The sequence below is a fragment of the Streptomyces xanthii genome, assembly GCF_014621695.1.
Taxonomy (GTDB): Bacteria; Actinomycetota; Actinomycetes; order Streptomycetales; family Streptomycetaceae; genus Streptomyces; species Streptomyces xanthii.
In genome coordinates, this window is the sequence record NZ_CP061281.1 from 6,223,405 (window position 1) to 6,246,972 (window position 23,568).

The window sequence follows — 23,568 nt, forward strand, 5'->3', positions numbered from 1 at the left end:
CGGCACTGCCCCGCCCCCCTGGTGGGGGCGCGTGTGCAGGGGTTTCGGCGCTCAGGCTTCGCTCGCCTCGCCGCTGAAGGTGACGGCGCCCCGACCGAGGCCGTACACGAGCACCGGGAGCCCGGGCCGGGCCGGCAGGTGGCGCAGGGGCTGTGGCAGTCGTTGCTCGGCGAGGACCACGCACGCGTCGAGGCCGCGCAGCAGGTCGTACGTACGGGCCGCAACCCGGGGCGACATGCCCTGGGTCGGCTCGTCGAGGAGGAGGACGCGGGGGCGGGCGAGCAGGGCGCGGGCCAGGGCCAGCATGCGCTGTTCGCCGCCGGAGAGGGTGCCGGCGCGGCGGTCGAGCAGGGGGCGCAGCTCCGGGTAGGCGTCGAGGGCAGGGGCGAGGTCGCCGTCCGGGGCGGCGAGGCGGAGGTTGTCCGTCACGCCGAGCCCCGCGTGCACGGCCTGGCGGTCCGGGACGAAGCGCAGGCCCGCCGCCGCGCGGGCCCGCGCGGTGCGGCCGGTCATGTCCCGCCCGTCCCACAGCGCGGCCCCGCCGGACAGCGGCACCGTGCCGGCGAGCGCGCGCAGCACGGTGGTGCGGCCCGAGCCGTTGCGTCCGAGGAGCACGGTGAGCGTGCCCGCGGGGGCCGCGAGGGTGACGCCGTGCAGGGCCTCCAGGGGGCCGTAGTGGACGCGGGCGCCCCGCAGTTCGACGCCGCGCCTCATCGGCCGGCCCTCGCGGGGAGCACCTCGCCGGGCGGTCCGGACGCGACGATCCGCCCGCCCTCCAGTACGTGCACGGTGCCGGCCAGCGCGGCCACCAGTTCCAGGTCGTGCTCGATGATCAGCAGAGCCGTGCCGTCGGCGGCCAGGGCCCGCAACAGCCGGGTCAGCTCGGCCACTTCGGCGTCGTCCAGGCCGGCGGTGGGTTCGTCGAGGAGCAGGACGTGCGGACGGCCGGCGAGGGCGCGGGCCAGTTCGACCCGGCGTAGCGTCCCGGTGGACAGGTCGTCGGTGCGCCGACCGTCGGGCACCCGGAGCAGGCGCAGCAGGCGTGCGACGGCCCCGGGATCACGGACGTGGCCCTGCTCCGCGCCGACCCGGATGTTGTCCCCGACGCTGAGCGAGGGGAACACGACGAGCTGCTGGAACGTCCGCGCCACCCCGAGCCGCGTCCGCGCGTGCGCCGCCGTCCGCGTCACGTCCCGGTCCCCGAACGACACGCGGCCGGCATCCGGCCGCAGCGTGCCGGCGAGACAGTGGAACAGGGTGCTCTTCCCGGCCCCGTTGTCCCCCACGACAGCGGTCACCCGCCCCGCCTCCACCCGCACCCCGACCCCGTCCAGCACCACCCGCCCCCCGAACCGCACCACGATCCCGGAACAGGCCAGCACGGGGGCCCTGCCGGGCGGTCCGGCGGCGGCGCGCGGAGCCGGGGGAGGGGAGGGCGGGGCGCCGCCCGGCCCGGACCCCGCGCCGGGGACGTGTGCCGACGGCTCGGCCGGGCGACCCGCGTCGGCTTCGGGTCCGGCCGGTGCGTGCAGCGCTGCCCGGGGCGTGAGCGTGGCCGGCGTGTGCGGCCCCGCCGAGCCGGACGGCCTGCCTTCCGGGGCGGGCGACGCCTTCCGCCCCGCCGAGCGGGAGGGGGCGAGATCCGGGCCGGACGCCGTGCGGCCGTGCGGGCGGCCCGTGCGGGGGGCGGGCCCGGCCGGCCCACCGTCCCGCAGGTCCCGTGCCGCCGACTCCCCGTCCGCCCCTGTGCCGACCCGACCCAGCCGGACCCGCACCGCGTCCCCCCGCTCGGTCAGCCGACCGCGCCCCCGTGCCCGTACCGACAGCGAGCGCACCGCCTCGTACGGGCCCTCCGGGAAGCGGCCGACCAGGACGGCCAGGAGGCCGACCGTGGCCGCGGCCACGCCGCCGCGGGCGCCCGCGTCCAGGCCGACCAGGAGAGCCGCGCCCAGGAGGGCCGAGAGGGGGCCGTCCGCGCCGAGGACGACGATCGCGGCGAACCAGAGCAGGCCGCGGACCGGGTCGAAGGAGGCCGGGTCGAAGGAGCGCAGGCCGAAGGAGAGGAGAGCGCCGCCCAGGGCCGCCAGGGCGGCGGCCAGGACGAAGGCCGCGACCTTCAGCGCGGCCACCGGGACCCCCGCCGCGGCCGCCCCCGCCTCGTCGTCCCGGAGCGCGGCGAGCGCCCGCCCGGACCGGCCCTGCCGCACCTGGCGGACCACGAGCAGGGCCCCGCACAGCAGGACCAGTTCGAGGGCGTAGAACGCGCGGTCGTCGGCGAGGCCCGCCGGGCGGGGCGGGGCCAGGCCCGCCGCGTACGGCTGGGCGAGCACGAAGCGGCTCACCCCGACCCCGACCGCGAACGTGGCCAGCGCGAGCGCCAGACCGTGCCGCCGGATCGCCGGCAGCGCGGTGAGCAGGCCGAGCGGCGCCACCAGGAGCACCGCGAGCACCAGCGCGGCCGGACCCGGCAGTTGGGGCAGTCCCGGGAAGCGGCCCAGCGAGAGGAGCACCGCGAACAGCGCCCCGAGCCCCGCGAACGCCCCCTGGCCCAGCGCGAGCTGTCCCGCCCGGCCGGTCACCACGACCAGCGACAGCAGGATCAGCGCGAGCGCCGGCACCTGGACGGCCGTGTGCAGGTCCGACCCCGCGAACCCGAGCGGCAGCAGGAACAGCACCCCGGCCACCGGCCACGCCCCCGGCGGCGCCGGCACCACCCGCCGCGTCGCCGCCTGCGACAACGCGCCCGCCCCGCCCACCGCGGGCAGCACGAGCGCGGCGACGAGCAGCGCCACCACGAACAGGTTCGCCCCCACCGCCTGGAGCAGGGGCTGCGCCCAGCCGCCCGGATGCAGTCGCGTCAGCTGGCTCTGCGCCACGCCGACGGCGAGCGCCACCCCGACCGCGACCGACAGATACCGCATCCGCGCCGCCACCGCGACGGCCACGACCTCCATCACCAGGAGCGGCAGCCCGTACGGGTCGAGCCGCACGTACGGGGCGAGCAGCACTCCGGTCAGGCCCGCCGTGCACGCGCCGAACGCCCAGCCCACGGCCGCCACCCGGTCCGCGTCGACCCCGCCCAGCACCGCCAGCCGCCGGTCGTCGACCACCGCCCGCAGCTCACCCCCGAACCGGGTCAGCCGGGTCACCGCCCACACCGCCACCGCGACCGCGCACACCACCGCGAGCTGCCCCCACGGGTCGGCCGAGATCAGCACCGGGGCGTCCTCCTGCGCGCCCGTGCCCCACAGCAGCGCCGCCGCACCCACCAGAAGGACGAACACGCCGATCGACGCGACCAGCGTCCGGGCCGGATCGTTCCCGGACACCGCGAGCGGCCGGAACACCCCGCGTTCCAGGGCGAGTCCGAGCGCGGGCGCCACCCCGAGCAGCACCAGCGCGGCGCCCGCCCACAGCGGCCAGTCCCACACCACGACGAACTGCCGCAGCAGGTAGGCGCAGAACACGGCGATGGCCCCGTGCGCGAAGTTGAGCACGCCCGTCGCCCGGTACGTGACGACGAGCCCGACCCCGGTCAGCGCCGCTGCCGCGCCCACCGACAGGCCGGCGAGCGTCAGTTCGTACGTCAGCGAGGCCACGCCTCAGCTCCCGGCGGGAGGCTCGCACAGCGGGCACGGGGCGAGCCCCCGCTCCGCGGCACCGGCCGCGTCGACGGGCACCGCGTCGGCCCGGCCCTCGACGAGCGGGCAGTCGGCCCGGTGCCACAGCGTGCCGCCCGGCACCGTCCGCAGCTCGTCACCGGTGGCGAGCGGACCGGCGACCGTCTCCGCGCGCGCAGGCGTCCCGGTCGCCACGAGCAGCTCGTACAGCCGCTCCACCCGCGACGCGGCGAGCACGCTCCGGCCGTACGTGAGGAGCACCGCGCCCGCGACGATCAGGGCCGCGCCCGGCACCGTGCACGAGGCGAGATACGGCAGCTGCCGCTCGGCGAACCGCTCGCCCGACACCCCGTACCAGCCGATCGCGCAGAGCACCGCCCCCGCGGCGAGCGCGGCGAGCCCCGCCCACGCCGCCGGGTGCACCGAGCGTGGTCCGACCGTCCGCATCGTGGCTCCCCCGTCGTCGCGTGGTCCTGGGCGCGTGCAGGTGTCTGGTCTTGTCCGGCGATCGCTTGCACTATGCCTCCTGGAAGCCGACCCTGAAAGCACCGGGCGCAGGACAGGCCCGGACCGACACCCGGTGGTGAGCCAGATGGTTCTCGGGAGCAGGATCAGGACGGGCCGCGGGCGCGGCGCCGCGCTCGCCCTCGCCGGTGCGCTGATGCTCGGGCCGGCCCTCGCGGCGTGCGGCGACGACAGCGGGGGAGCGGACACCAACCCGCCGACCCCCGCCTCGCGGACCCCCTCGGCGACGGCCCCGGCCGACCAGGCCGCGGCGCAGAAGGAGATCAAGGAGAACTGGAAGAAGTTCTTCGACCCCTCCGTCTCCATCAAGGAGAAGGAGGCCGTCCTGGAGAACGGGCAGCAGATGCGGCAGGTCCTCCAGGGCTTCAACGGCGACCAGCGAGGCCAGCAGGTCTCCGCCGAGGTCACGAAGGTCACCTTCACCTCGCCGACCGGCGCCGACGTGACGTACTCGCTGTCGCTCAAGGGCGCCACCGTGCTGCCCGACGCCAAGGGCACCTCCGTCGAGCAGGACGGCACCTGGAAGGTGTCGGTCAAGACACTGTGCGCCCTGGTGCAGCTGAGCGAGAATGCGTCGGCCGCGCCGGGCTGCTGAGGCCCTCGCCCTCACCGCGGCGCTGCTCGCGGTCGCGGCCTGCGGCTCCCGGCTACCCGAGAGCGCCTTCGAGGACGGCCGCACGAGCCGCGCCCCGGCGGACGCCTCCGCCCCGATCCGCGTCGGCATCATCACCAGCGCCACCAGCCCCGTCGGCGGCGCCACCTTCACCGACACCCGCGACGGCGCGCGGGCCTACTTCGCGCACCTGAACGCGCACGGCGGCATCGACGGCCGCCGCGTCGAAGCGCACCTGTGCGACGACGGCGGCAGCGGCGTCGGCAACAACACGTGCGTCCACCGCCTCGTCGACGAGGAGAAGGTCGTCGCCCTGGTCGCCACCACCTCGCTCGACTATGCGGGCGCGGCCCGGGTCTCCCGCGCCGGCGTCCCCGACATCGGCGGCCAGCCCATCGGCGCCGCCTACGACACCTACCCGCACCTGTACGGGATCTACGGCAGCTCCGCGCCCCGCGACGGCACCCCCGGCTGGAACGGCACGCTGTACGGCGGCACCGAGGTCTACCGCTACTTCAAGCGCGAGAAGGGCGCCCGCACCGCCGCCGTCGTCTCCTACAACCAGGCCGCCTCGGCCGCGTACGCCCGGCTCGTGACGCGCGGTCTGGAGGCCGAGGGCTACAAGGTGGTGCCCGAGGAGGTCGACTTCGCGCTGCCCAACTTCCGCGCCGTCGCCGCCGATCTGAAGAGCCAGAAGACGGACCTCGTCTTCGACGCGATCGACGCGCACGGCAACGCCCGGCTGTGCGAGGCGATGGACCGGGCCGGGGTCCGTGTCACCGCGAAGGTCACCAACGTCCAGAACTGGTCCTCGACCGTCGCCGCCGACTACAAGGACGCCCCGCACTGCCGCGACTCCCTGTGGGTCACCGGCTCCAGCCGCAACTACGAGGACACCGGGCACCCGGCCGTCCGCGCCTTCCGCGACGGCACCGAGAACCTGAAGACGCACTCCCAGTGGCAACTGGAGGGCTGGGCGGCCGCGTTGTGGTTCACCGACGCCGCCCGGTCCTGCGCGGCGCACGGCGACGGCGTCACGCGCGCGTGCGTGGACCGCTTCATGAACCGCGACGAGCCCTACACCGCCCGCGGACTGCTGCTGCCGGTCACCTACCGCCCCCTGCCGGAGCCGCCGGCGACGCGCCGCACGTGTCTGTCGGTCGCCCGCTGGGTCGACGGACGTGGCTGGGTCACCCAGAACGGTGACATGACGCGAACCTGCTTCGACGTCCCGCAGCTCGCCTACCAGCCATAACGTCCTCCTAATGGATGGATTGACGAAAAGGTTCCCGATGTCGGCTTCCGATCCGGCAACTCTTCTGGAACAAGATGATGATGAAGAACAACCCTCGTCGGGGCATCCCTGTCTAACCATGCGGTAGGCGGAGGACCCGGGCTGTTCAGACTGATGTGACTGTTGGGACTGACCGGTGCTGACCGCGAGGAATGGTGGGATACGGGGACGCATGCAGATTTCTTTCCTGATTCACAATGCGTACGGGATCGGAGGGACGATCCGCACCACGTACAACCTCGCCAACACCCTGGCCGAGCAGCACGACGTCGAGGTCGTGTCCGTCTTCCGGCACCGCGACCGGCCGGTGTTCGCCACCGACCCGCGCGTGCGGGTGCGCCATCTCGTCGACATCCGCAAGGACGGCCCCGGCTACGAGGGCGACGACCCCGACTACCACCGCCCCGCGAGCTTCTTCCCGCGCGCCGAGGGCCGCTACGCGCAGTACAGCGCGCTCACCGACCGGCGCATCGCCCAGCACCTGGGCAGCGTCGAGGCGGACGTCGTCGTCGGCACCCGCCCGGGGCTGAACGTGCACCTGGCCCGGCAGACCCGGCGCGGCCCGCTGCGCATCGGCCAGGAGCACCTGACCCTCGACACGCACTCGCCCGCCCTCGTACGGCAGTTGCGCGCCGTGTACCCGAGGCTCGACGCCCTCACGACGACCACCGAGGCCGACGCGCGCGCCTACCGCGAGCGGATGCGGCTGCCCGGCGTCCGGATCGCGGCCCTGCCCAACCCGGTGCCCGCGCCCGGCGTCGCCCCCGCCGACGGCAACGGCAAGTGGGTCGTCGCGGCCGGCCGCCTCGCCCCGGTCAAGCGCTACGACCTCCTCATCAAGGCCTTCGACACCGTGCGCGCCGAGCGCCCCGACTGGCGGCTGCGCATCTACGGCGGCGGCAAGCAGAAGGACAAGCTGCGCCGCCTCATCGACCAACTCGGCCTGTACAACCACGTGTTCCTCATGGGTCCCGCCAACCCCATCGAGCCGGAGTGGGCGAAAGGTTCCGTCGCCGCGGTGACGTCGACCTTCGAGTCCTTCGGCATGACGATCGTCGAGGCCATGCGCTGCGGCCTGCCCGTGGTCGCCACCGACTGTCCGCACGGCCCCGGCGAGATCATCGACAACGGTGTCGACGGCCGCCTCGTCGAGGTCGGCAACGTCGACGCGATCGCGCGCGGCCTGCTCGAACTCATCAACGACGACGAGCTGCGGCGCCGGATGGCCGCCCGCGCGCTCACCGACTCCGAGCGCTTCGACCCGGCCCGGATCGCCGAGCGCTACGAGACCCTGTTCGGCTCGCTCACCGCGCGCGGCGGCCGGATCGGCCTGCTGCAGCGGGCCCGCGGCTCCCTCCTCGACGGCGCCTACGCCGTACGGAACGCGTTCACCTCACAGGCGAAGGGGCGCACCGCATGACTCCGCTGGCCGTACCCGCACCCACCTCCGGTTCCGACGACAGGACCGCGGCCGCCGCGGCGCCGCGCGCCGACTGCATCGCCGACTCGGCCGGCGGCCTCACCTTCGACGTCCTGGACCACGGGGCGCACGACCCGGCGCACCTCGTGCTCATCGACCGCGCGGGAGGCGAGGAGGTGCGGCTGCCCCTCGCCCCCGCCGGGGACGGCCGGCTGCGCGCCTCGCTCCCCATAGGCGTCGGGCTGCCCGAGGGCCGCTGGGACGCGTACGCGCAGGTTTCCGGGGAGCAGCCGGTGCGGCTGATGCCCGGAGTGAACGATCTGCGCTCCCTCGTCGACCGGGCGCCGAGCGGCTCGCGCGGCCACGTCGCCGTCCGCATCCCGTACGCCACCAAGCACGGCAACCTCACGGTCCGCAGCTGGCTGCGCACCCCGCACGCCGAGGCCGGCGAGCTGCTCATCGCGGACGGCGCGCTGACCGTGCACGGCCGGCTCTACGGGACCGCCTTCGCGGCCGGGGCCCGCGCCGAGCTGCGCTCCCGTGAGGCGGCCGGGCAGGTCAGGACGGGGGAGCTGTCCGCGGACGGGAGCGCGTTCACCCTGCGGATCGGCTACGCGGACCTGGACGCGGGACGCTGGGACGTGTGGCTGCGGCCGGCCGGTCCGCAGGGCTCCGAGGTGCGGGTGGCCCGGCTCCTCGACGACGTCGCCGACAAGAAGCCGATCTTCACCTATCCGGCCGCGCGGGTGAGCGCCGCCGGCCGTGAGCTGACGGCGAGCCCGTACTACACGGCGGACAACGACCTGTCGGTTCTGGTCGCCGCGGCCTGACCGCCCCATTCCGCGCCGGGCAATTCTCGCGGGCCTCAACTCGCCCACGAGGCCCGTCCCTTCGGTAATCCCGGAATGCGGGAGGGGCGGCCGGAAATGCGTGCCGGGAGCCCGTCCAGAATTCATGGTTCCGGCCGCCGGGGAATTCATCGGGGAGCTCGTGGAATTCCCGATTCCGGTCGTTGTGAAGTCCTGATAAGAATCGTTCCGGTCGTGCGGAACCGCCCGATCGTGTGAGGAAGTTCGACGTACGAGGCTGTCGTGATCTTGTGACGAAAGCGTGACCGTACGAACCGGGAGAGGGGGCGGCGGCCGGGCCTGGCGCCGTCCGGGCGAACCGCCTACGGTGGCCGCATGGCACCCGTTCCGACCCCGCCCGCAGATCCGCAGGACAGCCCCGACGCGTATGTCGGACTCGACGCCCAGGAGGCCGAGCGCCAGGCGCGCGGCCGCGGCTGGTCCACCGTCCGGCAGCTGCCGCCCGGCGCGATCATCACCATGGAGTACCTCGCAGGACGCCTGAACCTGGAGGTCACGGACGGCACCGTGACCCGCTCCTGGAAGGGCTGACCCGGACCGCCAGGACAGCCGAAGGGCCCCGGAACCGTGAGGTTCCGGGGCCCTTCGGCTGCGGGCCGGCTGTGCGTACCGGGGCCCGCCGTCCTGTCACTGGGGCTGCTCGCGCAGCTCCCCTCGTCCCTTCAGTGCGCCGACCCGGGGCACCCGCTCCGTCGTCGGCCGGCGGCTGCCCGCCGGCGTGGCCGGGGTGCGCTCGCCGCGCGGGGTGTGCGGGCCCGGCGGCAGCAGCGTGCCGTGCCGGCCCGGACGCGCGGTGACCGGCTCGTGGGTGCGGACCTCGTCGGCGGGCGCCGGGGCCCGGGCGGGCTCCATCGCGGCGACCGGGACGGGCTGCGGCACCGGCACCGGCGCCGTGGAGCCCCGGCCGGACCGCAGCCGGTCCCGCAGGGCCAGAATGACCGCCTCGACCCGGGCGACCGGCGGCTCGCACCAGGGGAGGGCGAGCAGGATCAGCAGGCCCGCGGCCCAGCCCAGCAGGACGTCGCTCAGCCAGTGCGTACCGAGATAGACCGTCGTGAGGCCGACGCTGAGGGAGATCACCGCGGAGACCGCGGACAACCAGCGGCGGGCCCGCGGCGTGGAGGCCAGATAGGCCAGGATGCCCCAGGTCACCACCGCGTTCGCCGTGTGGCCGGACGGAAATATATCGCCGCCCTGCCACATCTCGTTCGAGCCGATCACGGTGGCGTAGTGCGGGCCGAGGCGGCCCATGCCGAGCTTGGCCGCGCCCACCGTCAGGTTGAGCAGCAGCAGTGCGGCACCGAACATCAGCAGCGGACGCAGTGTGTGCTGGCGCCACGAGCGCCAGCCCAGCCAGGCCGTCACCATCACGGCGGTCGGGCCGCGCTGGCCCAGGACCACCCAGTAGTCGAGGAACGCGTGCACCTCCGGCCACTGCTGGTACGGCCGGAAGAACATGACCTCCCAGTCGAACTCCACCAGGCGGGTGGTGGCCAGGACGGCGACCACGATGGCCAGGTAGAACGCCAGGGTCAGCCCGAAGAGCACGACCCGGTGCCGGCTCATCCTGGGTGGGTCCAGGATGACCGGCCGTTCGGGCTCGCGGTCGAGCCGGGCGAAGACCCGCTCGACGCGCCGGGTCAGGTTTCGTTCGGTACGCACCCAATCGACGCTACAGCGGGCGCGCGGCGGACCAGGTCGAAACAGTGGCTTTGTGATGACGATGTGATGTGGGATTGATCTCAGGATGCCGCCTATTCCACGGATTCCGGTAACCGCGGAGAGAAGGCCCACAGAATTCAGTGATCGTTTTCCGCGGCTCGTTCTGGGGTGATTATGAAAGTGTTCACCGGTTGCTGGCACGGAATTCTCTGTCCGCTCATCGGGCCCGTCGGAGCCGGTCGGGGACGGTCGGGGACGGTCACGGAGGACCGGAACCGTTCAGCCAGAACGCCCCGTACACCGCCGAGACCAGGGTCAGTGCCCCAAGGATCACCGCCGACCTGCCGGTCCGCCACCGGGACAGGCCCACCGCGAGCGGCAGCAGCAGCGGGAACGCGGGCAGCAGCAGCCGCGGCTTCGAACCGAAGTACCCCGAGGCGCACAGCGCGAGCGCCACGACGATCCCCGTGTAGACGAGCAGCGGCGCCGGCTGGCCCTGCCGCACCCCGGCCACGTACAGCCGGATCACCAGCGCGACCCCGACGACCAGCCCGATCCCGGCGAGCGCGCCCAGGGGGGAGGTGAACTTGTCGGCGACGAAGCGGGCGAAGGCCACGCCCCCGTCGAATCCGTTCCCCCACTGCTCCTGCACGTCCAGATAGCCGAGCAGGCCGCCGCCCGTGCGCCGGCCCACCCACAGCACGTACCCCGCCGCGCCCGCCGGGGCGAGCAGCACCCCCAGCACCAGGCGCCACGGCACCCGCCGCTCCCGCCGGACCCACAGCGCGGCCGCCACCCACACCGCCGCGACCACCGCCGCGCCGATCGGCCGGGTCAGACCGGCCGCCGCCGCGAGCAGCCCGGCGCTCACCCAGTGCTCCCGCAGCACCGAGTACAGACCCCACGCCGCGAGCGCCGTGAACAGGGCCTCGCTGTACGCCATCGACGCCACGATCCCGACCGGCAGCGCCCCCCACAGCACCGCCAGACACACTCCGGCGCGGCGCCCGTACAGCCGGTCACCGACCGCGAAGATCCCCCAGGCCGCGCCGAGCGAGGCGAGCCAGCTCACCAGCAGTCCCGCGTCCGCGTACGAGAGAGGGGAGAGCGCCGCGACGCCCCGCTCCAGCCAGGGCAGCAGCGGGAAGAACGCCAGATTGGAGTGGACGCTCCCGTCGGGCAGCGTCACCGACCAGCCGTAGCCGTGCTCGGCGACCCGGGTGTACCAGAGCGAGTCCCAGCGCGCGGTCAGCAGCGTGTGCGGGCTCTTGCCCGCCGCGGCGCTCCACAGGGCGAGGGCCAGCAGGCCGGCCGCGCGTACGCCCGCGTAGGCGAGCAGCGCCGGGGCGGCCCGGCGCGGCGGCGAGGGCCGGCTTCGTCGATCATCGTCCGTCACGGCCCCGATTATCGGCGCCCGGACCCCGGTCGCCGCAGGCCGGGCCCGGTCCGCGCCCCACCCGGAAGTGGCGTACGCCACACCCGCTCCCCGACTCCATGAGAGGTCCGCCACGTGTCACCCGCTCGAACTCGCGTACTCTGACGGCTCACTCGCCTTTCGCCGCGGGGCCGGGAGACCGCTCCTCCCGAGCCGGAGACCGTGGGCAGTCCCCGCCCCCGGATCCGCCGAACGCGAGGACCACTGGGAGGTACGCATGTCCGGGACGAGCACGTCCACCGGGCGCCTGCGCCATCGGCTGACCGCCACCGGGGCCCGCACCAATCGCTGGATCGTCCTCGTCGTCCTGTGCACGAGTCTGCTCCTGGTCGCGCTCGACTCGACCATCCTCTACGTGGCCCTGCCCTCGGTCACCGAGGACCTGAAGCCCACCTCGGTCGAACTGCTGTGGATCGGCGACGCCTATCCACTGGTCTGCGCCTCCCTGCTGATCCTCTTCGGCACCCTCGGCGACCGCGTCGGTCGCCGCCGGATCCTGCTGCTCGGCTACGCCCTGTTCGGCGTCGCCTCCGCGCTCGCCGTGGTCTCCGACAGCGCCCAGGTGCTGATCGCGGCGCGGGCGCTGCTCGGCATCGGCGGCGCGATGATCATGCCTGCGACCCTGTCGATCCTGCGGGACGTCTTCCCCGACCGGCACGAGCGGGCCGTCGCCATCGGCGTGTGGACCGCGGTCTCCGCCGTCGGCGCCGCCACCGGCCCGGTCCTCGGCGGCTTCCTCGTCGAGCACTTCTGGTGGGGCTCGGTCTTCCTGATCAACATCCCGCTGATGGCCGTCATGCTCCCGCTGTGCCGGCTCCTGGTGCCCGAGTCCAAGGGGCGCTCGGACGGCCCCTGGGACCTCTTCGGCGCCCTCCTCGCCGCCCTCGGCGTGCTCGGCGTCGTCTACGGCATCAAGGAACTCGGCATCGAGCGGGACCTCCTCGACGCGGGCGCCGTGCTGCCCTTCCTCGGGGGCGTCGCGCTGCTCCTGCTGTTCGTCCGGCGCCAGCGCCGGCGCGAGCACCCGCTGATCGACATGCGGCTGTTCTCCAACGCCGCGTTCTCCTCCTCCGTCGGCTGCATCGTCATCGCGATGCTGGCGCTCGTCGGCCTGGAGCTGATCGCCGTCCAGTACCTCCAGCTGGTGCTCGACCTCAGCCCGCTGGAGACCGGCGTGCGCATGCTGCCGCTGACCTTCGCGGCGATGACCGCGGGCGTCCTCGGCTCGGCGAACCTGCGCCGCCTCGGCCCGCGCCGCATGGTCGCGTACGGCTTCGCGCTGACCGCCTGCGCGGTGCTGCTGCTCGTCCTGATGGGCGAGAACGACCGGCCGTGGCTGCTCGGCACCGGCTTCGTCCTGCTCGGCCTGGGCTTCCAGAGCACCCTCTTCGGTGCCTACGAGTCGATGCTCACGGAGGCGCCGGCCGACGACGCCGGGGGCGCGGCCGCGATCGGCGAGACCTCGTACCAGCTCGGCGCGGGCATGGGCATCGCGCTGCTCGGCTCGGTGATGAACGCGGCGTACGCGCCGGGGCTCGCCCGGGTCACCGGGGTGTCGGCCTCCGACAGCGAGGCCGCGGGGCACTCGCTCGGCGAGGCGTACCAGATCGCCGCGCGGCTCGGGAGCTCGGCCGAGGCCTCGCTGCGTGACGCGGCGCGGGCGGCGTTCGTGCACGGACTGCACGTGACGTTGATCGTCAGCGCGGTGCTGCTGCTGCTCGGCGCGCTGGCCGCGCTGAAGCTGCCGCGCCGGATGGAGTGCGAGGCGCCGGCGGCGCAGTGCGCGCCGGACGCGGAGGGCGTGGAGAGCGCCGGGAGCGCGGAGGTCGCCGCCCAGCGGCGTCCCTCGTCCCGGGCCGAGTCGCCCGTCGTCTGACCGACGCCGCGGGGACAGGGCGGGCGCCCGGCCGTGCGGCCGGGCGGTGCACCCCTTCCCGTCGCCCCCGTCGGAGCCGGTCAGCTCTGGTTGAAGAACCCGTCGGGCTGTACGGCCGCCTCGCGCCCGGAGACGATCTGCGTGTCCGCCGGGGTCAGCAGGAAAACCCGGGTGGCGACCCGGTCGATCGAACCGCGCAGACCGAAGATGAGACCGGCCGCGAAGTCGACGACGCGCTTGGCGTCGGTGGGGTCCATCGAGGTGAGATTCATGATCACCGGGACACCGTCCCGGAACATCTCGCCGATCCGGCGCGCGTCCCGGAAGCTGTCCGGGGTCACGGTGCCGATCCGGCGGCCCTTCTCCTCGGCCTCCTCGCTGGCGACCTTCACCCGCGGGTCCGTCACCCAGGCGTCTCCGGGCTCGGACCCCTCGGCGTAGTCGTCGTCGTAGTAACGCTCGTCATCATTGTCGTCGACGAGGCCAAGCCAGGCACTCGCCTTGCGCACCGATCCCATGGACGCCTCCTCTCACAGCGGTCCCTCTGTGTTCCGCATGTCGTGCATCCCCAATGTTCGTCCATGATGCAGATGCGGCGCCAAGTGGATAGTCGCCGCGCGGGGTTTTCGTGACGGTACTGGTGCACAGTCAACCCGGCGTGATCCCGGCATTCCCAAGGGGTGCACGGGGTACCGCTGCTGACAGTGAGTGAAATATGATTCTTCACGGCGTTTGGGTGAGTTGCGGTGCGTACGGGTGAACGAACCCGGGGCCGGATCCGCTCGGTACGATGCCGTCGTTCCGGGATCGCCGGGATTCATCACGCGGTGACGGTGCGTGGCGCCTCAGTTGACGCATCGTCATCCGGCGCACGGGGGAGTCGCCTTGTTCGGAATTGTCAGGCCCTGCAGCCATCGGCTCGGCGAGGGGCTCAAGACGCAGTGGATGGCCCACCTGTGCGGGCTCTGCCTGGCGCTGCGCGGCGATCACGGGCAGTTCGCCAGAATTGTCACGAACTATGACGGTTTGCTGGTCTCGGTCCTGACGGAGGCTCAGGCCGAGCGCACCCAGGCCGGAGGGTGGCGCCGCCAGGCGGGACCCTGCCCCCTGCGCGGCATGCGCACCGCCTCCGTCGCCCAGGGCGAGGGAGCCCGGCTCGCCGCCGCCGTCTCGCTCGTCCTCGCCTCCGCCAAGGTCCGCGACCACGTCGACGACCGGGACGGCGTCTTCGCCCGCAGGCCCGTCGCCGCCGCGGCCCGCAAGGTCGCCGCGAGCTGGGGAAAGGCGGGCGCGCGCACGGGATCTGACGTCGGGTTCGACACCGCCGTGCTGATCGACGCCGTCGAGCGGCAGGCCGGCGTCGAGTCCCTCGCCGGACCCGGCACCTCCGTGCTCACCGTCACCGAACCGACCGAGACCGCGACCGCCGCCGCGTTCGCGCACACCGCCGTGCTCGCCGGACGCCCGCACAACGCGGAGCCGCTCGCCGAGGCCGGCCGGCTCTTCGGCCGGCTCGCCCACCTCCTCGACGCCGTCGAGGACCAGGGCGCCGACGCCGAGACCGGTGCCTGGAACCCGCTGACCGCCACCGGCACCCCGCTGCCCGAGGCCCGCCGGCTCGCCGACGACGCCGTGCACGGCATCCGGCTCGCCCTGCGCGAGGTCGACTTCGTCGACGGCCGGCTCGCGCACCTGCTGCTCGCGCACGAGCTCGGCCGCTCCGTGGACCGCGCCTTCGGCACGACCACCTGCTCCACCGGCCACGGCCACCCGCAGCAGCCCGGCCCCTACGGCCCGGCCGGCCACGGCTCCTTCACCCCGGATCAGGCCTACGGCTCCAACAACCCCTACGGCGGCGGCCCGCAGGGACCCGGCGGACCGTACGGCCCCGGCGGCGGGGGCGGCGGCGACGGATCCGGCGGCTTCGGGGGAGACCCGGCCAAGCCGCCCCGGCCCGAGAAGCGCGGCTTCTTCGCCGGCTGCTTCGCCGCGATCGGCCTCTGCTGCACCTGCAAGGTCTGCTGCGCCGACGAGTACGAGGGCGCCTGGTCCCGCAAGAAGCGCGAGGGCTGCTGCAGCAACTGCGACGGCTCGTGCTGCGAGGCATGCTCCTGCTGCCAGTGCTGCGAGTGCCTCTCCTGCTGCGACTGCTGAGCGCCGCCCCTCACCCCTGGGAGTGGCCCACCGCCCCTGTGTTCGGCTCCGCCGGGACAGGGGCGGATCCCTGTATGGACCCGGAATCAAGGCGATTCATGTTGTGTCCATATAAAACCCCGGCCGGACGGGTGACCTGAGGTCCCGAGGGTCGTTGACCGTGCACAGAAACCCGCACGTTTCGACAACTCGCCCTCTCTATAAGGCCATTACGTGGATCTTGCATCGCCCCCCGCACCGGCGACGTCGGTGAAGGACGCCGTCGCCCGCTCCGTGAAACCCCGGACCATCCGGTCCCGCCTGCTCCGCATCCTCGGCATCTGTCTCGCCGGACTGCTCGCCCTCCTCGGCGTCATCGCGGCCGGACACGTCTCCGACTACCGCAACGCGGCCCACGGCGCCGCCAACGCCAGGCTCGAGATCACCCTCCAGGCCTTCGTCCACGAGCTGCAGAAGGAACGCGGACTCACGCTCGGCTACGTCGGCGGCGTGACCTCGTTCCGCGCCCCGATGACCGCGCAGCGCAAGACCACCGACGCCGCGCGCACCACCCTCGAGAACACGCTCACCGAGCACGACGACGAGGCCGCCGACACGGTGCGGGCCACGATGGGCCGGCTGGACGCCCTCACCGGCATCCGCCAGTCCGCCGACAACGGCACCGCCAAGGTCGAACCCACCTTCAACTGGTTCACCAGCACCCTGATCGCCCTGGACCGCCCCGACCTGGGTCTCGAGGACGTCCAGGACGAGCAGCTGCGCGACGCGTTCCGCACCCTCCAGGTCATCGGCAACGCCAAGGAGTTCACCGGCGAGGAGCGCGCCATCGTGCTCGGCTCCCTCGACGCCGGCGGCCGCTTCAGGGGCGACGACTACAGCCGCTTCATGCAGATGCGGGCCGGCCGGCTCGCCGCCCTCGACGCCGTGCCGCGCACCGCCACCCCGGGCGAGCGCCGGCGCCTCGCCGACGCCCTGAGCACCCCCGAGGCGCAGCGCACCTTCGACTACGAGGACAACGCCGTGCGCGGCGCCGGCAAGCTCTCCGCCCGCGACATCCCGCCCATGTCCTGGTACCAGTCGATCACCGCGACCATCGACGGCCTGCGCGGCGTCCAGGTCTCCATCGGCGACGACATCCAGGCCCGCGCCGTCGAACTGGAACGCCGGGCGGGCCTCGACCTGCTGCTCTTCCTGGTGTTCGCCCTCGTCATGGCCGCCGCCGTCGGCGCGCTCGCCCGCAACTGCGTCCGCTCCGTGTCCGGCCCCCTCAGCCGGCTCGCCGACCAGGCCCGCGACGTCGCCGGGGTCCGGCTGCCCAAGGCCGTCGCCGCCGTGCAGGCCGCGGACGGCGAACAGCCCGACCCGCCCGAGCCGCTCACCCCGGACGCCCACGCGGGCGCCGAGGTCCGTGACGTGGCGGAGGCCTTCGACCGGGTGCAGCGCGCCGCGTTCGACCTCGCCACCGAGCAGGCCGTGCTGCGCCGCAACGCCACCGAGTCGCTGGTCAGCCTCGGCCGCCGCAACCAGAACCTGGTCCGCCGTCAGATCAGCTTCATCAACCGGCTGGAGCACGAGGACGCCGACCCGGACACCCTCGCCAACCTCTTCGAGCTCGACCACCTCGCGACCCGCATGCGCCGCAACGCCGAGTCACTGCTCGTGCTCGCGGGCGAGTCCAGCCCGCGCACCTGGTCCACCGCGCTCTCCATGACCGACGTCCTGCGCGCCTCGCTCTCCGAGGTCGAGGAGTACCGCCGCGTCACGCTGCGCCGCGTCGACACCGCGCACATCAGCGGACTGCACGTCGCCGAGGTCGCCCACCTGTTCGCCGAGCTGGTGGAGAACGCGCTGAGCTTCTCGCCGCCCGAGTCCGAGGTCGAGATCGAGGGCCGGCGCACCAGCGAGGGCTACCTCGTCGCCATCGTCGACCACGGCCACGGCATGGACAGCAAGGCGCTCGCCGAGGCCAACGTACGACTGTCCGGCGCGGCCGGGTTCATGGCCGAACCCACCCGGTTCCTCGGCCACTTCGTGGTCGGCGCCCTCGCCCGCCGGTGCGGCATCGAGGTACGGCTCGGCGAGGCCCCCGCCGCCGGTGTCGTCGCGCGGGTCCTCATCCCGGCGACGCTCCTCACCGAGCCCACCGCCAAGGACAAGAAGAAGGCCGCCAAGGCCGCCGCGGCCGGGAGGAAGTCCGCCGACGGCGGGCGCCGCCCCGTCGACCTGCCGGCCCCGCGCGCCGAGCGCGAGCCCGCGGCGCACGGCGCGGGCGCGGACGCCGCCCCGGAGCCGGGCCCGGCCAGGGAACCCGCCGCCGTGAGCGCCGCCGCGCCGTCCGCCGCCCGCACCCGCAACGGCCTGGTCAAGCGCCCCCAGCGCAGCGCCATCGCCAAGGTCGTGCGGGAGAGCGGGGAGCCGGAGCGCCCCGCGCCCCCGGCACCGGCCGTCGAGCGCGGCCCCGACCAGGTGTCGGGCATGCTCTCCAGCCTCCGCAGCGCCCATATGCGCGGCGCCATCAGCGTGGAGCGGGAGCGGGCCGCCGCCGAGCAGTCGAAGACCTCGGGCACCACCTCGGGCACCTCCGGGACCGAAGCCGAAGGGAAGGGCGAGAAGTGAGCACCGTCGACACGCGAGGCGACTCGCAGACCTTCAACTGGCTCCTCGCCAACTTCGTCCGCAACACGGACGGGGTCCGCGACGCCGTGGCCGTCTCCTCCGACGGACTGCTCATCGCGGTCTCCGACGGACTGGGCCGCACCGAGGCCGACCATCTGTCCGCGATCGTGTCGGGCCTGTCCAGCCTCGCCCGCAGCGCCTCCAAGCGCTACGGCTTCGACGGGGTCAAACTCATCATGATCGAGATGGGCCGCGGCTTCCTGCTCGTCTCCGCGATCCGGGACGGCTCCTGCCTCGGCGTGCTCGCCGACAGCAGCGGCGAACTCGGCCTCGTCGGCTACGAGATGGCCGTCCTCGCCGAGCGGGCCGGTGACCTGCTCAACCCGATGCTCATCGCCGACCTGCGGGAGACGCTGCCGCGATGAGCACCGACCGACCCCGTGGGGCGGAGGACGACGACGCCGCGGACACCCAGTTCGTCCGTCCCTTCATCATCACCGGCGGCCGCGCGCTGCCCGCCCAGGCCGATCTGCGCCTGGAGACGCTCGTGGTCGCCACCGACCCGGTGGAGGGGGCCGCGCCCCTCGCCTTCGAGCGCCGGCGGATCGTGGCGCTGTGCGCGCAGGCCACCACCGTCGCCCAGATCGCGGAGGCGGTGGAGGTGCCGCTCGGCGTCGCCAAGGTGCTCGTCTCCGACCTCGTCGTCAGCGGTCACCTGACCTGTTCGCAACCCGCGGAGCTTCCGCTCCACACCCTCGAAAGGATCAGAGACCATGTCAGGGCGCTCTGAACGCCGCGCGCCGCTGGCCGTGAAGATCGTGGTCAGCGGTGGACTCGGCGTCGGCAAGACCACGTTCATCGGTGCGGTCTCCGAGATCGAACCCCTGGACACCGAGGCCGCGATCACCCAGGTGTCGCTGGGTGTCGACTCGCTCGACGGCGTCGAGGGCAAGACGACCACGACCGTGGCCCTGGACTTCGGCCGGATCACCCTCGACGCCTCCCTCGCCCTCTACCTGTTCGGCACCCCGGGACAGGACCGGTTCTCCTTCCTCTGGGACGACCTGGTGGAGGGCGCGATCGGCACCATCGTGCTGGTCGACACGCGACGCATCGAGGACTGCTTCCCCGCGCTCGACTACTTCGAGGCGCAGGGCACGCCGTTCGTGCTCGCCGTGAACCGGTTCGACGGTGCCGAGCGCTTCGAGCTCGCCGAGATCCGCGAGGCGCTCGGCGTCGGCGACGAGGTCCCGGTCGTCGAGTGCGACGCGCGGGCCCGCGCCTCCGTCCGTGACGTCCTCGGGGCGCTCATGGACCAGGTCATCGGCGTCCGCACCCGCGGCCGCCGCCCGGTCGGGGTCTGACCTCCGGCCCGGCCCGGCTCAGTCCTTGATCTCCGGAGGCGAGATCCGGGACCGCTCGATCGCGGACGGCCCCGTACCCCACTTCTTCAGGATGCGGGTGTACGTGCCGTCCGCGATCAGCTTGTTCACCGCAGCCTGGAAGGCCGGCGCGAGCGGGGTGCCCTTCTTGAACGCGAAGCCCACGTCGAGCCGGTGGAACTCGTTGAGGAAGCGCAGCCCCTCCTGGTGCTCCACCGCGTAGCGCAGCCCGTTGATCGTGCTCATCACGACGTCCGAGCGGCCCTGCTGCAGCGACGACCAGACCGCGCTCGACTCCGCGTACGTCTTCACGCTGTACGCCTTCTCGCCCGCGTCCGCGCAGACGCCCTTGTTCTCCTCCAGCGTCGCCTCGAACGTCGTGCCCGCGCCCGTCGCCACGTTCAGCCCGCACAACTGCTTCAGGTCGGTGACCTTCTTGAGGTCGCTGTCCTCGCGGACGGCGAAGCCCTGACCGTCGTTGATGTAGGTGACGAAGTCGATGGTCCTGCGGCGTTCGTCGGTGACGCCGAAGTTGCCCGTGCCCAGGTCGTACTTGCCGCTGCCGAGCGCCGGCAGGATCGCCTCGAAGCTCGCGACCTCCTGGTGCAGCTCGATGCCGAGCACCTTGGCGACGGCCCGTGCGAAGTCCACGTCCTGGCCGGCGATCGTCTTCCCGTCCGGCAGGTAGGACGAACCCGGCGGTGTGCCGCCCACGGTCGCCGCGAGTCTCAGGCTGCCCTTCTTCCGTACGGAGGAGGGCAGGAGTTTCGCGGCGGCGGGGTCTTCCTTCACGGACGAGGTCACGTCCTGGGTGGGGATCTTGTCGCTCTTCGCTGCGCCCGCGGGCGCCGCGTCCGTGGCGTCGCCGGAACCGCACGCGGTCAGTCCGAGGGCCGCGACGGTGATCAGCGCGAAGGCGGAGGTCAGGGTGGAGGAGCGCATGGCGAGGTGGATGCCCTTCTACGGCGGTGCGGAAGCAGGGTGGAGCGAGGGGAGGGGAGGGTGCAGCGAGGTGAAGGCGCGAAGGGGCGCACGGCACGGGTGCCGCGCGTACGGACGCGTGAGTGCTGCGGATCCGAGGGATCCGTCGCATGAAGAGGTGGAGCGAGAAGGGCGTGACGCGCGCGGGGTGAGCGCGGGCGTCAGCGGGCGTCGCGAAGAGGACGCCGGAAGGGCATCAACAAGACGCGGACCACACTCGACCGAAGTCGATGTGGGAGCGCGTGACCAGCCACTGCTGCGGATGCATGGGCCAAGTGGAACAGGCATCCGTTTCCGCGTCAACTCGCTTGAGACGTACGGCTCACAGTGTGGACACCCTTGACAGGGGACGTGAACGGCCCCTTACTCTCGGTGCGGTACCGCTGCTGAGGGGCTCGGTGCCGGCAAGACCGCAGACGTGAAGGCAAGACCGTGCCGGAGTTCCGGCCATCGGAGCCTGCCATGTCCTCACAGACCCTCACCAAGTCACCGCCCCGGCGGGCCGAATCCGGCCCCGCGCTGCCCCGCATCGTCCCGCGGCGCCGCACCGGCCAGTGGCTCGCCGCCGCCCTCGTGCTCACCCTGCTCGGCCTCGCCGTGAACTCGGTGCTGCGCAACGAGGCCTTCCAATGGGGCGTCGTCGCCGACTACTTCACCACCACGGCCGTGCTGCGCGGCCTCGGCCTCACCCTGTGGCTCACCGCCCTCGTGATGGCCCTCGGCTTCGCCCTCGGCACCCTGCTCGCCGTGCTGCGCCTGTCCGCCAACCCCGTGCTCCGCGCGGTCAGTTGGGGCTACGTGTGGCTGTTCCGCTCCATGCCGATCCTGGTCCAGCTGCTGTTCTGGTTCAACATCGGCGCCCTGTACCCGCACATCCTCGGCATCAGGACCGTCGACCTGTTCGGCCCGGTCACCGTCGCCGTCGTCGGACTGACCCTGCACGAGGCCGCGTACGCCGCCGAAGTCGTGCGCGGCGGCATCCTCTCCGTCGACCGCGGCCAGATCGAGGCCGCCCAGGCGCTGGGACTCGGCCGCGCCCGGCGCCTGCGCCGCATCGTGCTGCCGCAGGCGATGCGCTCCATCGTCCCGCCCGCCGGGAACATGCTGATCGGCACCCTCAAGGGCACCTCCATCGTCAGCGTCATCGCCGTGCAGGACCTGCTGTACTCCGTGCAGCTCGTCTACCACCGCACCTACCAGGTCATCCCGCTGCTCCTGGTCGCCACGCTCTGGTACGTCGTCGTCACCTCCCTGCTCAGCGTCGGCCAGTACTACGTCGAGCGGCACTACGCGCGCGGAGCCGGCCGATGAGCGCCGCGCGGCCGCCGCGCCACTCGCTCGTCGTCGTCGGCGCCGGGCCGCGGGGGACCGGTGTCCTGGAGCGGATCGCCGCCAACGCCCAGGAGAACGAAGGGCCCTGGCGGCTCGACATCCACCTCGTCGACCCGTACCCGCCGGGCGGCGGCCGCATCTGGCGCCAGGACCAGTCCCCGCTGCTCTGGATGAACTCGCAGGCCCAGGACGTCACCATGTTCACCGACGACACCGTGGAGCTCGACGGGCCCGTGCTGCCCGGCCCCGCCCTGCACGCCTGGGCCGGACTCGACGGCCGCGCCTTCCCCGACCGCCGGCGTCAGGGCGGCTATCTGCGCTGGGTGTACGAGAAGGCCGTCGCCGCCCTGCCCGAGGGCGTCGTCGTCCACCACCACGCACGGCGCGCCCTGCGCCTGGCCGGCACCCGGCACGGCCGCCAGCAGGTGTGGCTGGAGGACCGGCCGCGCCCCCTGCTCGCCGACGCCGTCGTCCTCACCCAGGGTCACCTCGACGCCGAACTCGACGCGGAGCAGCGCGAGTTGAGCGCGTACGCGGCACGCCACGGGCTCGTCCACCTGCCGCCGGACTTCACCGCCGACTCCGACCTGAGCGCCCTCGCGCCCGGACAGGACGTCATCGTGCGCGGCTTCGGGCTCGCCTTCGTCGACCTGATGGTGCTGCTCACCGAGGGGCGCGGCGGCCGCTTCGAGGGCGACCGCTACCTCCCCTCGGGCCGCGAACCGGTCCTGCACGTCGGCTCCCGGCGCGGCGTCCCGTACCACTCCAAGATCGGCTACGACTGGGACGACGCCCTGGGCGCGCGGCCGCCGCTGCCCCGCTTCCTCGGACCCGCGCAGATCGACGAACTCCTCGCCAGAGAGGGCGGGTTCGACTTCCGGCGCGACGCGTGGCCGCTCATCGACAAGGAGCTGGGCTTCGCGCACTACCACCGGCTGTTCACCGCGCACCCCGAGCGCACCGCCGTCGCCTGGACCGACTTCGAGGAGAAGTACGCCGCCGCCGACCCGCTCGGCGCCGAACTCCAGGCCCTCGTCGCCGCCTCCGTCCCCGACCCCGCCGACCGGCTCGACCTCACCGCCCTCGACCACCCCCTCGACGGCATCCGCCACCGCTCGCCCGAGGAACTCCAGGAGGCCCTGCGCGGCTACATCACCGCCGACCTGGAACGCCGGCACGACCCCGCGCACGACCAGGACCTCGCCGTCTTCCTCGGCCTGCTCTCCGTGTACGGACAGCTCGTCCGGCTCGGCGACCTCGGCCCCTGGTGGCACGGCTTCTTCAGCTACCTGGCCTCCGGGCCGCCCGGACCGCGCCTGCGCCAACTGCTCGCCCTGTCCCGCGCGGGCGTCGTCCGCTTCCTCGGCGCCGGCGTGCGGGTGAGCACGGAGGACGGCGTCTTCCGGGCCACCGGCGACACCGTGCCCGGAGCCGTCGTCGAGGCCCGCGCCCTCGTCGAGGCCCGCCTCCCGCAGCCCACCCTCGCCCGCACCCGGGACCGCCTGCTGCGCGCACTGCACGCCGAGGGCGCCGCCGCCACACCCACCGGGCTGCTCGCCGTCGACCCCGCCGACGGCCGGATCCTGCACCGCGACGGCAGCGCCCACCCGCGCCGCTTCGCGCTCGGCCCGCACACGAACGCGCGCGGCGCCGGCGCCTTCACCCGGCCGCGCACCAACAGCCCCTCGTTCCGGCAGAACGACGCCACCGCGCGGGCCGTGCTCGACCTCCTGCGCGACCTGGACTGTCGCGCCGCCGCGGCCTGATCCCCGTACGACCCCCGCCTCCT

At 73.6% G+C, this 23,568-nt stretch carries 20 protein-coding genes; 13 read left to right on the forward strand and 7 right to left on the reverse strand.

Annotated elements, in window-relative coordinates:
* Positions 1–51 precede the first annotated feature (51 nt).
* From IAG42_RS28100 to IAG42_RS28110, 3 genes are read right to left on the reverse strand one after another with little or no spacing between them, the layout of a single operon-like run.
* Complete coding sequence (locus IAG42_RS28100; RefSeq protein ID WP_188339747.1) at positions 52–714, reverse strand: ATP-binding cassette domain-containing protein; 663 nt, start codon at positions 712–714, stop codon at positions 52–54.
* Positions 711–3,599, reverse strand: coding sequence for an ABC transporter permease subunit (locus IAG42_RS28105; protein WP_188339748.1), 2,889 nt, complete (start codon positions 3,597–3,599; stop codon positions 711–713). The genes IAG42_RS28100 and IAG42_RS28105 overlap by 4 nt, the downstream gene beginning before the upstream one ends.
* A gap of 3 nt (positions 3,600–3,602) precedes the next feature.
* Positions 3,603–4,067 carry a hypothetical protein gene (locus IAG42_RS28110; protein WP_188339749.1) on the reverse strand — a complete coding sequence of 155 codons (465 nt, stop codon included), beginning with the start codon at positions 4,065–4,067 and terminating at the stop codon, positions 3,603–3,605.
* A gap of 145 nt (positions 4,068–4,212) precedes the next feature.
* Here IAG42_RS28110 and IAG42_RS28115 point away from each other — a divergent pair, with 145 nt between their 5' ends.
* The 5 genes from IAG42_RS28115 (at position 4,213) to IAG42_RS28135 (ending at position 8,872) form a co-directional block, all read left to right on the forward strand.
* A complete protein-coding gene (locus tag IAG42_RS28115) occupies positions 4,213–4,740 on the forward strand; it encodes a hypothetical protein (RefSeq protein ID WP_188339750.1) in 528 nt (175 codons plus the stop codon).
* Entirely contained in the window at positions 4,715–6,013 is a 1,299-nt protein-coding gene (locus tag IAG42_RS28120) for an ABC transporter substrate-binding protein (protein ID WP_188339751.1), read from the forward strand. The genes IAG42_RS28115 and IAG42_RS28120 overlap by 26 nt, the downstream gene beginning before the upstream one ends.
* 211 nt (positions 6,014–6,224) lie before the next feature.
* Entirely contained in the window at positions 6,225–7,472 is a 1,248-nt protein-coding gene (locus tag IAG42_RS28125; protein WP_188339752.1) for a glycosyltransferase family 4 protein, read from the forward strand.
* The gene (locus IAG42_RS28130) at positions 7,469–8,302 is read left to right on the forward strand and encodes a hypothetical protein (protein WP_188339753.1); all 834 of its coding nucleotides are present in this window, start codon (positions 7,469–7,471) and stop codon (positions 8,300–8,302) included. Before IAG42_RS28125 ends, IAG42_RS28130 begins: the two co-directional genes overlap by 4 nt.
* A gap of 354 nt (positions 8,303–8,656) precedes the next feature.
* Complete coding sequence (locus IAG42_RS28135) at positions 8,657–8,872, forward strand: I78 family peptidase inhibitor (protein WP_188339754.1); 216 nt, start codon at positions 8,657–8,659, stop codon at positions 8,870–8,872.
* A 96-nt stretch (positions 8,873–8,968) separates the two neighbouring features.
* On the opposite strand, the gene IAG42_RS28140 is transcribed toward IAG42_RS28135, so the two are convergent.
* Positions 8,969–10,003: a phosphatase PAP2 family protein gene (locus tag IAG42_RS28140; protein WP_188339755.1), complete on the reverse strand. Its 1,035-nt coding sequence runs from the start codon at positions 10,001–10,003 to the stop codon at positions 8,969–8,971.
* 259 nt (positions 10,004–10,262) lie between these two features.
* The gene (locus tag IAG42_RS28145; protein WP_188339756.1) at positions 10,263–11,399 is read right to left on the reverse strand and encodes a glycosyltransferase family 39 protein; all 1,137 of its coding nucleotides are present in this window, start codon (positions 11,397–11,399) and stop codon (positions 10,263–10,265) included.
* Between the two features lie 256 nt (positions 11,400–11,655).
* On the opposite strand from IAG42_RS28145, the gene IAG42_RS28150 reads away from it, so the two are divergent.
* The gene (locus tag IAG42_RS28150; RefSeq protein WP_188339757.1) at positions 11,656–13,314 is read left to right on the forward strand and encodes an MFS transporter; all 1,659 of its coding nucleotides are present in this window, start codon (positions 11,656–11,658) and stop codon (positions 13,312–13,314) included.
* A gap of 80 nt (positions 13,315–13,394) precedes the next feature.
* On the opposite strand, the gene IAG42_RS28155 is transcribed toward IAG42_RS28150, so the two are convergent.
* Positions 13,395–13,832 (reverse strand): cell division protein SepF, encoded by a 438-nt coding sequence (locus IAG42_RS28155; protein ID WP_188339758.1) that lies wholly within the window; start codon positions 13,830–13,832, stop codon positions 13,395–13,397.
* 367 nt (positions 13,833–14,199) lie between these two features.
* Here IAG42_RS28155 and IAG42_RS28160 point away from each other — a divergent pair, with 367 nt between their 5' ends.
* The 5 genes from IAG42_RS28160 to IAG42_RS28180 all read left to right on the forward strand — a co-directional run bounded on the left by IAG42_RS28160 (position 14,200) and on the right by IAG42_RS28180 (position 19,448).
* Positions 14,200–15,468 (forward strand): DUF5685 family protein, encoded by a 1,269-nt coding sequence (locus IAG42_RS28160; RefSeq protein WP_188339759.1) that lies wholly within the window; start codon positions 14,200–14,202, stop codon positions 15,466–15,468.
* 213 nt (positions 15,469–15,681) lie between these two features.
* Positions 15,682–18,084: a sensor histidine kinase gene (locus IAG42_RS28165; RefSeq protein WP_188339760.1), complete on the forward strand. Its 2,403-nt coding sequence runs from the start codon at positions 15,682–15,684 to the stop codon at positions 18,082–18,084.
* Positions 18,081–18,509 (forward strand): roadblock/LC7 domain-containing protein, encoded by a 429-nt coding sequence (locus tag IAG42_RS28170; RefSeq protein WP_188339761.1) that lies wholly within the window; start codon positions 18,081–18,083, stop codon positions 18,507–18,509. Before IAG42_RS28165 ends, IAG42_RS28170 begins: the two co-directional genes overlap by 4 nt.
* The gene (locus IAG42_RS28175; protein ID WP_188339762.1) at positions 18,506–18,874 is read left to right on the forward strand and encodes a DUF742 domain-containing protein; all 369 of its coding nucleotides are present in this window, start codon (positions 18,506–18,508) and stop codon (positions 18,872–18,874) included. The genes IAG42_RS28170 and IAG42_RS28175 overlap by 4 nt, the downstream gene beginning before the upstream one ends.
* Positions 18,858–19,448 carry a GTP-binding protein gene (locus IAG42_RS28180; RefSeq protein WP_188339763.1) on the forward strand — a complete coding sequence of 197 codons (591 nt, stop codon included), beginning with the start codon at positions 18,858–18,860 and terminating at the stop codon, positions 19,446–19,448. The genes IAG42_RS28175 and IAG42_RS28180 overlap by 17 nt, the downstream gene beginning before the upstream one ends.
* Before the next feature lie 18 nt (positions 19,449–19,466).
* On the opposite strand, the gene IAG42_RS28185 is transcribed toward IAG42_RS28180, so the two are convergent.
* The gene (locus IAG42_RS28185) at positions 19,467–20,408 is read right to left on the reverse strand and encodes an ABC transporter substrate-binding protein (protein WP_188339764.1); all 942 of its coding nucleotides are present in this window, start codon (positions 20,406–20,408) and stop codon (positions 19,467–19,469) included.
* Between the two features lie 501 nt (positions 20,409–20,909).
* On the opposite strand from IAG42_RS28185, the gene IAG42_RS28190 reads away from it, so the two are divergent.
* Both IAG42_RS28190 and IAG42_RS28195 read left to right on the forward strand, forming a co-directional pair.
* Positions 20,910–21,758: an amino acid ABC transporter permease gene (locus tag IAG42_RS28190; protein WP_188339765.1), complete on the forward strand. Its 849-nt coding sequence runs from the start codon at positions 20,910–20,912 to the stop codon at positions 21,756–21,758.
* Positions 21,755–23,545: an FAD/NAD(P)-binding protein gene (locus IAG42_RS28195; RefSeq protein WP_188339766.1), complete on the forward strand. Its 1,791-nt coding sequence runs from the start codon at positions 21,755–21,757 to the stop codon at positions 23,543–23,545. The genes IAG42_RS28190 and IAG42_RS28195 overlap by 4 nt, the downstream gene beginning before the upstream one ends.
* The last annotated feature ends 23 nt before the right edge of the window (positions 23,546–23,568 follow it).